The 12,272-nt window shown below is 41.9% G+C and carries 13 protein-coding genes; 6 read left to right on the top strand and 7 right to left on the bottom strand.

Annotated elements, in window-relative coordinates; translation table 11 throughout:
* Positions 1–8: 8 nt before the first annotated feature.
* A complete protein-coding gene (locus DUL71_RS05725; protein ID WP_114937134.1) occupies positions 9–788 on the bottom strand; it encodes a hypothetical protein in 780 nt (259 codons plus the stop codon).
* Positions 789–991: 203 nt separating this feature from the next.
* Positions 992–2,446: an RtcB family protein gene (locus tag DUL71_RS05730; RefSeq protein WP_114937135.1), complete on the bottom strand. Its 1,455-nt coding sequence runs from the start codon at positions 2,444–2,446 to the stop codon at positions 992–994.
* Between the two features lie 360 nt (positions 2,447–2,806).
* Here DUL71_RS05730 and DUL71_RS05735 point away from each other — a divergent pair, with 360 nt between their 5' ends.
* Together DUL71_RS05735 and DUL71_RS05740 are read left to right on the top strand one after the other, a co-directional pair.
* A complete protein-coding gene (locus DUL71_RS05735; RefSeq protein WP_114937136.1) occupies positions 2,807–3,868 on the top strand; it encodes a helix-turn-helix transcriptional regulator in 1,062 nt (353 codons plus the stop codon).
* Between the two features lie 24 nt (positions 3,869–3,892).
* Positions 3,893–4,441 (top strand): RNA 2'-phosphotransferase, encoded by a 549-nt coding sequence (locus tag DUL71_RS05740; protein WP_114937137.1) that lies wholly within the window; start codon positions 3,893–3,895, stop codon positions 4,439–4,441.
* A gap of 350 nt (positions 4,442–4,791) precedes the next feature.
* Here DUL71_RS05740 and DUL71_RS05745 read toward each other — a convergent pair whose 3' ends face one another.
* Positions 4,792–5,049, bottom strand: a complete 258-nt coding sequence (locus tag DUL71_RS05745; protein WP_114937138.1) for a helix-turn-helix domain-containing protein — start codon at positions 5,047–5,049, stop codon at positions 4,792–4,794.
* A 218-nt stretch (positions 5,050–5,267) separates the two neighbouring features.
* Here DUL71_RS05745 and DUL71_RS05750 point away from each other — a divergent pair, with 218 nt between their 5' ends.
* Positions 5,268–5,675, top strand: a complete 408-nt coding sequence (locus tag DUL71_RS05750; RefSeq protein WP_114937139.1) for a hypothetical protein — start codon at positions 5,268–5,270, stop codon at positions 5,673–5,675.
* A 271-nt stretch (positions 5,676–5,946) separates the two neighbouring features.
* Complete coding sequence (locus DUL71_RS05755; RefSeq protein ID WP_114937140.1) at positions 5,947–6,408, top strand: hypothetical protein; 462 nt, start codon at positions 5,947–5,949, stop codon at positions 6,406–6,408.
* A gap of 146 nt (positions 6,409–6,554) precedes the next feature.
* On the opposite strand, the gene DUL71_RS05760 is transcribed toward DUL71_RS05755, so the two are convergent.
* Positions 6,555–8,114, bottom strand: a complete 1,560-nt coding sequence (locus DUL71_RS05760) for a PAS domain-containing protein (RefSeq protein ID WP_114937141.1) — start codon at positions 8,112–8,114, stop codon at positions 6,555–6,557.
* 303 nt (positions 8,115–8,417) lie between these two features.
* Between DUL71_RS05760 and DUL71_RS05765 the strand changes: the two genes are divergently transcribed.
* Positions 8,418–9,338: a ChbG/HpnK family deacetylase gene (locus DUL71_RS05765; RefSeq protein WP_114937142.1), complete on the top strand. Its 921-nt coding sequence runs from the start codon at positions 8,418–8,420 to the stop codon at positions 9,336–9,338.
* Positions 9,339–9,344: 6 nt separating this feature from the next.
* Here DUL71_RS05765 and DUL71_RS32275 read toward each other — a convergent pair whose 3' ends face one another.
* On the bottom strand, positions 9,345–9,554 hold the full coding sequence (locus DUL71_RS32275; protein WP_114937143.1) for a hypothetical protein: 210 nt from the start codon (positions 9,552–9,554) through the stop codon (positions 9,345–9,347).
* 182 nt (positions 9,555–9,736) lie between these two features.
* Here DUL71_RS32275 and DUL71_RS05775 point away from each other — a divergent pair, with 182 nt between their 5' ends.
* The gene (locus DUL71_RS05775) at positions 9,737–10,744 is read left to right on the top strand and encodes an ABC transporter ATP-binding protein (protein ID WP_114937144.1); all 1,008 of its coding nucleotides are present in this window, start codon (positions 9,737–9,739) and stop codon (positions 10,742–10,744) included.
* A gap of 12 nt (positions 10,745–10,756) precedes the next feature.
* Here the strand turns inward: DUL71_RS05775 and DUL71_RS05780 are convergent, their stop codons facing one another.
* A complete protein-coding gene (locus DUL71_RS05780) occupies positions 10,757–11,713 on the bottom strand; it encodes an EamA family transporter (RefSeq protein ID WP_114937145.1) in 957 nt (318 codons plus the stop codon).
* A 7-nt stretch (positions 11,714–11,720) separates the two neighbouring features.
* On the bottom strand, positions 11,721–12,200 hold the full coding sequence (locus tag DUL71_RS05785; protein ID WP_091211256.1) for an Lrp/AsnC family transcriptional regulator: 480 nt from the start codon (positions 12,198–12,200) through the stop codon (positions 11,721–11,723).
* Positions 12,201–12,272 lie beyond the last annotated feature (72 nt).

The raw sequence follows: 12,272 nt of genomic DNA on the forward strand, positions 1-12,272 counted from the left end.
AAGAAAGATTATATTCGGAATAGCTTAATTAACATGCGGTTTATTACCCATACAATTGGATAGCACATGGCGATTGCAAATATCAGTAATGAGATAGCATAAAGATCTTTATTGAATTTATAGCTTAAGTCGGGCTTTGTGATGATTACTATTTCGGCTATCAATATTAGCAGATACAGTACCATCTTTATAGTAAACCGGTGTATGAAATTGATGTGGTTTTGCGCCCGCTCGAAATTCTCGTTCTCATCAATTCTCTGTTGGGTTATATTAAAAATGAGCGTCTCAGTTTGTTCATATATGGAAGGCCACGTATCGTAATTGTCCAATGCAAAATCTTTATAGGTTGATAAAAATTCTAATATTTCAATACGTAGATAGTCGTAGTGTTCTGGGCGGAATGCTTCCTGCAGCTCATCGCTAAACTGGTATAGCGAACCCTTTTCCTCATCAGCCATCGTATCATTTAATGCGATGCTGTCCATGATATTGCACGCTTTTTGTAACCCAATATTATTGCCATCGAGTTTATGATAAATTAAGCCAAGCAATACACGGCCTATTATAGGTGCATTGCTTATACTTATTTGATCTTTAATAAGCACCTTTGCTTCTGTGATGCTCTTCGTCATTGAAAGTTCTATAAAAAAGTAATCCGGAATCTCTTCTGTAGCAATGATAATATCATCGGCCCATTTTACAACTTCAGCTTTTGTGATTAGTTCCCATTGTAACCCGAAATAAAATACTTCAAGCAAAAGGTTATATAATTTTGGAGAGGTAGGCATTTAATGATTGTGTTTTTAATAAGATTTAGGCTGTAGACGCAGTCTACAAACATATTTATCCGTAGCCGGAGACTACGGATAGCAATTTAAGTAAACTCGATGCTTTTCATGTAGCTAACCTAAACGCGGGCCACAAGCGAGGAGGCTTGCGGCAGCGTTTGAATTAGACTTTCGACTTAAGACTTCGGACTTTCAACTATCCCCTAATCCTCCGGCTTCTCCTTCGCATCAGCCATTCGCACAATCCTTGGCTGAAAACTCGCTAACAGATCAACCAAATCATGCTGGGCGGCCATTACGGCGTGGATATCTTTGTATACCATTGGAGCCTCGTCAAGGTCGGAGCCGATCAGCGTGATGCGTTTATCTACCAGGTTAGCGGCAACCACTTTCGGGTCAACGGTTTTGAAGGCTGCGCTTCGGCTCATTAAACGGCCCGCGCCATGCGATGCCGAGTTGATGGAAGTCGCATTGCCTTTACCACGTACCACAAAGCCTGGTGTGCTCATACTTCCCGGAATAATACCTAATACGCCTTCGCCGGCCGGTGTAGCACCTTTTCGGTGTACCATCACTTCGGTACCATCGGCAAGTTGCTCTTTCCAGGCAAAGTTGTGATGGTTTTCTATCATCATAACCGGTTTAAGGTTAAGCGCGCGGGCAATTTTGTTATGAATTTCGTGGTGATTGGCGCTTGCATAATCGCCGGCAAGGTTCATGGCAATCCAGTATTCCTGACCCTCATCGTTATCTAAATTTAACCATGCCAAATGTTTGGCCTCCTGCGGAAGCTTGGTTTTGCTCATGGCAATTTTTGAATAATGATCGGCAATATTTCCCCCAAAGCCCCGTGAACCCGAGTGCGACAACAACGCAAGATAATTACCCGCAGGGATACCCTCAAGCGCACCTTCGGCAACGGTAAGTTCGCCCCATTCTACAAAATGGTTTCCCGTACCCGACGTACCTAACTGGGCATAAGCCTTATCCTTCAGGTTACGGATGGTTTTAGTCTCGCTCCAGGTAAGGCGGTCGAACAGCGAAGTATCGAAATGCGTTTTGGTGACACCGCCAATACCAAAATGAGTATGGTTAAGCAACAGGCTTTTAAGCATGTCATTTTCAGTATCTACAACACCTGCCGGTAAATCAAAAATGCTCAAACACATACGGCAGGCAATATCTACCCCAACCGCAAATGGGATAATGGTGTTGGCTGTTGTAGCCAATACGCCGCCAATCGGCAATCCATAGCCCTGGTGTGCGTCGGGCATTAAAGCGCCCGCAATAGCTATAGGCAGTTTAATGGCAGTTTTCATCTGCGCTAAGGCGCCTACCTCAATATGCTCAATACCATATACCGGAAAATCGGCTATCTCCTGCTTCAGGGCGAAGGTAGTTCGTGGCTGTTTCAGGAATTTTCCTTCTTTTCGAAGATCGATCACGGCTTCGGCCAGGTTTTTAAATTTACCACCTTTTTTAAGGGCATAAGGCATCGGGTCGTCAATAAGGGCTTCAAGGTTTGCCAATATTTGCTCCTTGTCCATTACACCATGTTTTAACAGGCCATTGGCCACACGGCTAAAGTTCTCTAATATTTTTACGTCGTTAATACCTAATGCGGTAAGTTCGTTGTTGCTTATTTTTATCTTTTCCATAGCGCTCTAAAACCTCCGCCAATTGGCGGAGGGGTTTCTCAAATCGGCTGCTTTTGTTATTTAATGATACAAAGTAAAATTGCAACTGCGCAATGTATTTGCGTAGTGAAAAATAATTTGATAATATTATAAAAAAAATGATGCGAAAGTATCAACTCACCCCGACATCGCTTCGCTTGTCGACCCTCTCTCCGGCTTCGCCGCAAAGAGGGGATGAAAGGTAGAAGAGCGTAAAGCTCCCTCTTTCCGCTGAAGGCGAAGAGAGGGATGTCCAGCGAAGCGCAGACAGGGTGAGTAAATTAAGCTGCAATTCGAACTAAATAAATCCGAAATCGAACATCCGAAATCTCAAATCAAAATATGCCTGTTAACCGTAACGCCCTTATCCGCTACCGAACCATTGATAGTTGCCTGCAGAACCGTCGCAAACAATGGACGCTTGACGACCTGATTGAAGCTTGCTCCGAAGCCTTGTACGAATACCAGGGGATAGATAGCGGCGTGAGCCGCCGTACCATCCAGGCTGATATTGAGATGATGCGCAGTAATAAATTGGGCTATGAAGCGCCCATTGTGGTGGTTGAGAAAAAATATTATACCTACTCGGATAAGAATTACAGTATCAATAACATCCCACTTAATAACCAGGATATGCAGGTGCTCAGCGAGGTAGCCGGTTTGCTTGGTCAGTTTAAAGGCCTCGGGCATTTTGCCGACCTTAACGAAATGGTTACCAAACTGGAAGACAAGATCTACAGCCAGAAAACACATAGCGTACCGGTGGTAGATTTTGAAAAAAATGACAACCTAAAAGGTTTGGAATGGATTGAGGTCATTCGCAAGGCTATCGTTTCTAAAAATACGCTATGTATCACATATCAATCGTTTAAGGCAAGAGAGGCCAGTACATTTTGTTTCAGCGCTTATTTATTAAAGGAATATCGTAACCGTTGGTTTGTGCTGGGCGTAACGCATGTAAGGAATAACCAATTACTTACGCTGGCGCTCGACAGGATCCAGACCGTTGAGATACACGCCGACAAATACATTGAAAATACGCAGGTGAACCTGGCTACTTATTATAATGATGTACTGGGTGTAACGAAGTCGGCAGGGCAACGCGATGTTGAAATTACTTTTTGGGTAGATGATAAAAACGCGCCTTACGTTATCACTAAGCCTTTGCATCACACACAAAAGATATTAAAGGTTACGGTGGACGGGACGATATTCAGCATAAAAGTGGTCATGAATTTTGAGCTGGAGCGCGAGTTGCTTGGCTTTGGGCCTAAATTGAAAGTGCTTGGTCCGAGGATATTGGTTAAGCAAATGAAAGACCTGCTTCGGAAATCATTGGAGCACTATACCGGTGATAGCCCGATTCCGCAGGGGAAGAATTTGAGTAGTTTGTTGAATTCGTGATATAAAATTTATATTAGTTTTATTATGATAAGCGAAAAAGAAACTACCTCCTTAAGTAAATTTTTAAGCCTGGTATTGCGTCATCAGCCCGAAACAATAGGTATCAATCTTGATGAACAAGGTTGGGTAGCTGTTGATGAACTGCTGCAAAAAGCACAGGCACATGGTAAAAATATAACGCCTGAGGTACTTAACCATATCGTTGAAACCAATGCAAAAAAACGCTTTGCGTTTGACGATACCGGGAAGAAAATTCGTGCGAGCCAAGGCCATTCAGTTGATGTTGAGTTAGGATATGAACCACAAATACCGCCCGATGTATTGTATCATGGCACCGGCAGCCAGTCGGTTGAGGCAATTTTACAAACCGGCCTTGAAAAAAGGAGTCGTCAGCATGTGCACCTGAGCAATGATCTTGAAACGGCCATTAAAGTTGGCCAACGACATGGTAAGTGCGTTGTATTAACGGTTGCCGCGGGAGAAATGCATCGTCAGGGACATAAATTTTACCTGTCGGAAAATAAGGTGTGGCTTACCGATTTTGTGCCAGCGAGTTTCATCGAAAAATACTAACCTTAAGGCCGGCAAATCCGAAATCGAACATCCGAATTCCGAAATCTAAATTTGACTTTTGTACCCGATAAGTCGAAACTTTATTTTTGAAAATGCTTGCAGATCATGTACCAAACCTGTTACATTTAGGAAATTGTAAACTGAAATGCCAAAACACATCCTGATTATTTACGTATTGGTTGCCTGCTGTATTATGGGCATTATGATTAACGCATTTGTAAAATGCTGGCTGAGCAAAAGAGCCGAACAACGGCGAGTGCTAAAACCGCTGAATGCTAATCGTTCCTGATTTTTAACACTTCAAATGAGCAGGCCCTGTAACTTAAGCAGGGCTTGCTGAAAACACCCATCTAATTGGGCCTGTTGTCTGGTGTAATCACAAGACTTATCAAACTAACTTCCAGTATTGCCGCAATTAATATCAACCGTTCAAGTGTCAGCGCTGTATATCCGAGTTCAAGCTTGCTATATGTGTTTTGAGAAATGCGAAGTTTGCCGGCCATATATTCCTGCGAATAGTTCCTGCTTTCCCTTAGCATCCTTATATTATCCGTAATCAGCTTAAGCCTGATTTTGATCTCTGCACGAGGCACGGCAATTGTTTTCATTTGTTTCTTAATAGTGTAATATTTATATAATTACGATATTTTCATGGCGGTAGATTTAGGAATACTCAAAAAGAGGAATATCAAACAAACTACCGGCCATAAAAACGGGCCATGAAGTTTTATCCTCATGGTTCGGTATTTATATAGGCTGGTAATGTTTATTTTCTAAAAAAAATGAAAAATAAAATTTATATTAGTCTTATAATAAGCTACTTGTCATGAAAGATGTGACTCCCCGAACTATTATTGCATATGTCATTATCGGTACCTATACCTGCTTAACAATAGTGGCGGTTATATATCCGGTTCTGGGGATCCGGTCATTTGACCTTGAGAAGTTTTCCGCCTACTTTTCAAAAATATCAGGAGCGTTCACCGGGCTTGTCGGGGTTATTATCGGTTATTACTTCGGTAAAAATGACAGCAGTCAAACAGGCTCTACGGGGCCGGAAGCAGGGTTAAGTAGCCCAACGCCTCCTAATCCTATGGCACCTCAACCTACGCCAGAGCCTCCTGTTTCACCTGTTCCAGAATCGGGTTCCCCATATTCGGTATTTGACGAGGACCAGCAAATAACAAACGAAAGGCGGTCTTCAAATGACAATGATAGGCTTGCCGGTATATAATGATAACGGTTTAATGCCTTCTTAGTAAATGCAATTTGTTGCTTGTTGGATGATTAGCAGGTTTTTATAGACCTTAAATAGCGTAAAAACCGAACGTTAAACGCGTATAAACACTATATAATCAGGGGATTTTTATCTTCAATTTTATCTTCTCTAATTAAAGTCTACCGGGCTGACTATCAATTTGTTTTTTTCTAATAGATAAGCTCGATCCGGAATATCAGCGCGAACTAATCAACAATCAAATTATATAAACCTTAATTTACAACCTATGTCTTTTTTATCAAACCTTTGGGACCATGTAAAATCCCTGTTCCACAACGCTTCGGGCGCTGTACACGAAATTATCACCGTGGCCGACAAAGTAGCCAACACCCTCAAAAATCTTGAAGCGAGCCAGGCCGGACAGTTCCTGGAAGCTACACTTGAGACCCTAGTGCCACCATCGGCAGTAATTGTAAATGGTATCAAATTATGGCTCCCTAAAATTGTTACTGAATTGAATTGGGCAGTGCAGGAAGACGGCAAAACAGATGAGCAAAAAATAGCTGATGCGGTGGGGTATCTTGCCAAATTGAAAGGTGTTAATCCTGATGCTTATGCCAGCCAGTTGAACACCCTGAATGCACTTATCCAAAAATGGATGTCAGATCAGCAAGGTGCCGGCCTTAACATTCAGCAGGCGCTCACCATAAGCCAGGTAAACCATAATCCCGACCTGGTTTCGGCTTAATATCATTACCGGCCAAATCTTATCATAGTACTGAAATCTTACGAAGTTTAAAACTTCGTAAGATTTCACCTTTCACCTTTCACCTTTCACCTTTCACCTTTCACCTTTCACCTTTCACCTTTCACCTTTCACCTTTCACCTTTCACCTATTCCGATTTTTTGATGATTTCTCTTACTATATCATCAAGTTCATCGGCTGATAATGTGAGGAATTTTAGCAGTTCGGCGGCATCAGGATTTTGAGCAACGTGATCGCTCAATAAATCGGCAAGGCCCATGATGCGGGCAACAGGAGCACGTACAATATGGGCCTGGGTCCAGGCAATTTCCTTTAACTGGATGTTCTGCTTTTCTACAGCGTCGATATGGCCTTTTAGTAAGGTAACGTCCCGTTCAATCAATATCCAATGGGTTGTTGCACCTGTATTATCCTTAACCGGAGATGCAGATCTGTGGCTCCAATAACGTTCGCCGTTTTTTTTATGACTTACAATTTCAACTTCAAATGCGCTATTTTGCTCAGCTATGGCGGATGTTGTTGGTTGCTGAAACGAATGATCTGTTTTTAATAAAATATCTATGTAGGTTCCGGTAACTTCATGCTTGCCGTATCCTGTTATATGGGTGAAAGCTTTATTAACGTAAACAATCTTTCGCTGATGGTGGCTATTGGCTTCGGCTTCAACAATTAATACGGCGTCGGTAGCGTAGCGCAATGCTGATTCGGTAAGTCTGAGCCATTGCTCTTCTTCTTTTTGGCGGGTAATATCCTGCATGGCGCCAATAACTCTTACCGGAATACCGGTATCTGAGTTTCTGACAATAAAAGCCCTGTCAAATACGTGCTTATATTTACCATCGGCACATAAAAAACGGTAGCTTAACTGCAGTAAGTTATCGCCATTTGTTAACGCCTTGTTTATTTGCTTGTTAATAAAATGCAGATCGGCAGGGTGAAGTTTATTTTTAAGCCATCTATTTACATCTCTAATCTCGGTTAGCTGGTGTCCAAACGTCCGGCTCATGCCATAGTTGTACAAAATAGTATCGTTAGCTATATCCCAATCCCAAATGGTATCACTGGTGGCCTGGGCAACTGTTTCATAACGGTTATTGCTTTGTTGCAAGCCATTAAACAGCATAGGCAACAATATGGCTACTACAATGCATAATATGATCAGGTTACTGGATACTGCTATCCATGACCCCAGCGAATACTGTAAACTAATGCCGTTTTTTAACAAATTGAAATGAATGCAAATGGCTACTGATATGCAAATGACTGCATTAGCATAAACAGTACGAAAAGGATGCTCTCCATGAAAAACCAGCAGGCAAAATATCGTCAGTGCCAATAAATACAACAATCCGGGGCCATACCAGCCAAGATAATAAAGCAAACCAACGGCAAGGAGGTATAACAGACCTATAAACCACGATTTGCGCGCCTTAACACTCATTCCTGGTAATAATATTGACGCAGTAATGCTTGCTACAATAAATATATCAAACCCTGCAAGTGTATATAGATGGCTAATTATACTCATGTAAACACCAGGTATCAGCGCAAAAAGAAACAGCGGGAACAGATATAACATCATGGTAGCAAACAATTTGTTGCTCCAATAATGTAAACCGTGCAGTTGAGATGTATCGCCCGAGCAGTTTTGGATAATAATGCTTTTATAAGCTTGCCAGATCTGCATCAGTTTTTTCGTGATATTAGAGAATATGTTGAACCGCCACTACAGTGCAGTATATGACGCGAGGTATAAAACGCGCGTTGCGAATCTGGAAAAAAATAAGGCATAGATGTGGTACCGTCAGTTTACTAAAATATTAAATAAACATATAGGTTGTACGCGCTTTTGGGATGTTGTGTAACAATATACTATTAAATTAAATTTAATTATTGCTGTTAATGTTCATAATGAGATATTTATAGCAATCAATTATTCGCTTTTTCTTCTGTTTATCTGACATTTAATGCTTTTTGATCGCGTAAAATTATGAAAAGGATAGTCATAATAGCATTTATTCTTATTGGTGGTGCTTTTGTTAGCAAGGGGTTTGCTCAGCAAACGAATGGTAATCTTCCGCGTTTGCTTATCAGATTGGATGATATCGGCATGAACCACTCTGTAAATATAGCCATGCTTAAAGCAGCGCAAACCGGTATGCCGTTGTCGGCCTCGGTACAGTTTGCGTGCCCATGGTACCAGGAGGCTGTTGAAATATTAAAGCAATATCCAAATGTTACTGTCGGCGTTCATCTCACGCTAACATCCGAGTGGAAAAACTACCGCTGGGGACCGGTAACAGGGCGCACGGCAGTGCCGAGTCTGGTTGATTCAAACGGATATTTTCCACAGTCAACACGGGCATTTGCTAAAAGCGGGTATAAACTAAGCGAAATTGAAGCCGAATTATCGGCACAAATTGAAAGGGCTAAAGCATCAGGATTGAAAATAACTTACATCGATCCGCACATGGGAATTATGCTCTCCACACCCGAACTGCGTGCCCTTACCGAAAAACTGGCGCGCAAGTACAAACTCGCTATATCAACCTTAAGTAGCGTAACTTATTTCGGCGAAACCTATAAAGAAATGTGGGGTGAACCTATCGCTACAAAAAAAGAGGCGTTTTTAGCTTATGTAAGTACATTAAACCCCGATAAGCCAAACATGATGGTACTGCATACCGCTACGCCCAGCCCCGAAATGGATGTACTGGTTGATATGAACAGCAATATGATGAACTCGAAGGATGGCAAGCCATTAACCAGCGTACATCGTCAAACTGAACTTAATGCTTTATTATCACCCGAGTTTGCGGCAATGATTGGCAAAAAGTTTCAGCTTATTAATTACGATCAGTTGCTTGCGGGCAAGGATATCAGTGTTCTTAAAGCAGTAGATAATAAATAGATCACCTTATTTTTTTGAAACAGCAATTATAACAATGCCGCCTATAACAAATATACCGCCAAGGTAAGGTGGCCAGTTAACAGTCTTTTCTCTATCGGCCGATACCTGTATGGGGCCGGCATCAATGATCTTTTCTTTTTTGGTGTAAGTGAAGCCCGTCCAGATGAGCATAGCCGCACCAACAACGATGAGCAGGATCCCGATTGTTTTGTTCATGGTTTTATAATTTGGTTATTTTTAAACAAATAGCTTTTTATAGCTATTTGTTTGCAGTTGTTAATTGGAGGGCATATAAAATTTTTTTGCGTTTAACTTTTTTTTAGATTAGAAGCCTGAATCCGGAACTGTATGCCGCGAGTTGGACTTTTCGCTAACAGCCTGAAAATTAATTACCTTAGATGCAAGATGATTTAATACTGGAAACCATATCGGTTACCAAAAACTTTTTTGGAGATAAGTCTTCGGGGGTTAATAACATTACCATTTTTATTCCAAAAGGAAAAATAACGGCGATAGTTGGCGAAAGCGGTAGTGGCAAAACTACATTATTAAACCTGCTTTACGGAACATTGGAACCTGATCATGGTGAAGTATTTTTTAAGGAGGAGCAGGTATTGAGCAGGGAGAAAGGGTTGCAGCATGCCCACAAAGTGATGCGGATGGTAACTCAGCATGATACAGATCTTGACCCTCGTACGTCTGTATGGGATACAATATGTGAAGGGTTGCCCGATGGCGATCAGAGCCAGGCCATTCACCTGGTTACCGATGCGTTAAATTTATTAAGTATTTATCCCATCAGGGAGATGCCTTTTGGTAAATTAAGCGGAGGCGAGAAGCAACGGGTAACTATTGCCAAAGCGCTGATAAGCCGCCCCGAAGTTTTACTGCTTGATGAGCCTTTTAATCAGGTTGATGCTACCTATCGGGAAGGACTACAGCATGATATCAGGTATATTGTAAAGGAGTGGGGGGTAACTGTAGTATTGGTGTCACATGATCCTGCCGAGATACTCTCTATGGCAGATGAACTGATTGTGCTTAAAGAAGGTGAGATAGTAGAAAACGGTAGCCCCGAACAGTTATATCATTCACCTAAATTGTTGTATACAGCTCAAATTTTAGCCAGCTGTACTCACCTAAATTCAACCCAGGCAAAGGTTTGCGGTATAAAAAGTAAACGTGGCGCTGTAGTGGTTTACGCCGAGCATATTAAAATAAGCGGTCTTGGCAGTAAATGGCAGGTTAAGATGGTATTGTTTAAAGGCTTTTTTGAAGAGCTTGTTATTGAGAAAGAAGGTATCACATTAAGGGTACTTAATTACGACAGGCGCAAATACCCGGTTGGCAGCAAGGTAGGTATCAGCATCAGTAAATATTTTGAATTTGGGAAGTGGGAGAGTTAATTAAAACTCCCGTCACTTCGCCACTGCTAATTCTCCGGTTTTTGCTTTCCTGTATTTCGATAAATTGATCAATAATACACTGCTCAATATCACAACCAATCCCGCAATCTGTATTAAAGTCACACGTTCGCCGGCAAAAATTACCCCGAGCAGTACAGCTATGACTGGGTTAACATAGGCGTATGTTCCAACTTGAGTAGCCGGTTTAACCTGTAAAAGCCATACATAGGCGCTGAACGCGGCTATTGAGCCAAATACTATCAGGTAGGCTAATGCGTACCAGCTTTGCGCAGGTATACTGTTCCACTGAACTCTTTCCACTTCGTTATTTAAAAAGCTTGCCGGTAAAAAGAATGCGCCGGCCGCAAGCATTTGCCATGCTGTATTTACAGATACCGAGCCTTTTGTGTTATAATGTTTTGAATATAATGAGCCCGAAGCCCAGCCAAGCGTGCCGAATAAAAGCAACAACATTCCCGGTAATTTTGATGACCCGTTTGCCGATCCCAATACATCCTCAATCTGATCGCGGAATAAGAGTATCACACCTATAAACCCTATGATAAGCCCGGCAATGGTACTTTTGCTTTTAAAGTTGGTGCTCCAGTTAGGTTTATCAAGCAACACAAACCAAATTGGCGGCGAGGTTACCATAATGGCTACCATGGCACTCGGCAGCGTTTGTTCGGCCCATATTACCGCGCCGTTACCTATTACCAGCAACAGGAACCCACTTACTGCAGCATGCAATATATTTTGTTTTACAAAAATCCTTTCCCCCTTAATAACGCACCACACCATTAACAATAAGCCAGCTGTAAAAAAGCGCAAGGCTCCCAGCAGTAATGGCGGAAAGCCGGCGACTGCCATTTTTATAAAAAAGTAAGTAGAGCCCCATACAATGTAAACGATGGCGAATGCTATAACAACTAATACAGGTGATGCAGATTTTGTGGTTGTGGGTGTCATGGTGTATTTATTTTTCGGGTATAACCAATTGTTGTTGTTCTTTTTTGGTTTCGAGTACTATGGTAGTGCGGGTACTCAAAATGTGGGGTATTTTGCTAAAATGGGTGCGCATTAAGTTCATCAATGAAGCCGAATCATAAGTGCGCACTTTTATCAGGTAGCAATCATCGCCGGCTATGTGATGTACTTCCTGCACTTCGGGTATTTTAGCCAGTTCGCTCGAGGTGGCATCACTTCCGGGCCCGTCGGCTGCTTTCATAAAAATGAAAGCCAGCATTTTTTGCTGCAGGGCTGCCGGATTAATACGGGTAGTATATTGTTGGATCACGTTTTTTTGCTCCAGTTTTTTTACGCGCTCCAGTATGCCTGATGGGGCCATGCCAAGCTCGCGGGCCAGATCGGCATTGGAGATGCGGGCATTTTCCTGCATCAATCGTAAAATTTGGAGATCGGTTTTATCTAAAATAATTTCCGGTTCGTTAATCATACAGTAATGTTCGTTATAAATTGAATAAAATTCAAATATTTATTAGTAAAATGAATTTAATTCGACAAAAGC

Origin of the sequence: Mucilaginibacter endophyticus (assembly GCF_003351025.1) — a bacterium.
Classification (GTDB): Bacteria; Bacteroidota; Bacteroidia; order Sphingobacteriales; family Sphingobacteriaceae; genus Mucilaginibacter; species Mucilaginibacter endophyticus.

Bases quoted from the DNA above. Each gene is read 5' to 3' on its own strand.
- DUL71_RS05725 (WP_114937134.1), bottom strand. From the start codon at position 788: ATGCCTACCTCTCCAAAATTATATAACCTTTTGCTTGAAGTATTTTAT.
- DUL71_RS05730 (WP_114937135.1), bottom strand. From the start codon at position 2,446: ATGGAAAAGATAAAAATAAGCAACAACGAACTTACCGCATTAGGTATT.
- DUL71_RS05735 (WP_114937136.1), top strand. From the start codon at position 2,807: ATGCCTGTTAACCGTAACGCCCTTATCCGCTACCGAACCATTGATAGT.
- DUL71_RS05740 (WP_114937137.1), top strand. From the start codon at position 3,893: ATGATAAGCGAAAAAGAAACTACCTCCTTAAGTAAATTTTTAAGCCTG.
- DUL71_RS05745 (WP_114937138.1), bottom strand. From the start codon at position 5,049: ATGAAAACAATTGCCGTGCCTCGTGCAGAGATCAAAATCAGGCTTAAG.
- DUL71_RS05750 (WP_114937139.1), top strand. From the start codon at position 5,268: ATGAAAGATGTGACTCCCCGAACTATTATTGCATATGTCATTATCGGT.
- DUL71_RS05755 (WP_114937140.1), top strand. From the start codon at position 5,947: ATGTCTTTTTTATCAAACCTTTGGGACCATGTAAAATCCCTGTTCCAC.
- DUL71_RS05760 (WP_114937141.1), bottom strand. From the start codon at position 8,114: ATGCAGATCTGGCAAGCTTATAAAAGCATTATTATCCAAAACTGCTCG.
- DUL71_RS05765 (WP_114937142.1), top strand. From the start codon at position 8,418: ATGAAAAGGATAGTCATAATAGCATTTATTCTTATTGGTGGTGCTTTT.
- DUL71_RS32275 (WP_114937143.1), bottom strand. From the start codon at position 9,554: ATGAACAAAACAATCGGGATCCTGCTCATCGTTGTTGGTGCGGCTATG.
- DUL71_RS05775 (WP_114937144.1), top strand. From the start codon at position 9,737: ATGCAAGATGATTTAATACTGGAAACCATATCGGTTACCAAAAACTTT.
- DUL71_RS05780 (WP_114937145.1), bottom strand. From the start codon at position 11,713: ATGACACCCACAACCACAAAATCTGCATCACCTGTATTAGTTGTTATA.
- DUL71_RS05785 (WP_091211256.1), bottom strand. From the start codon at position 12,200: ATGATTAACGAACCGGAAATTATTTTAGATAAAACCGATCTCCAAATT.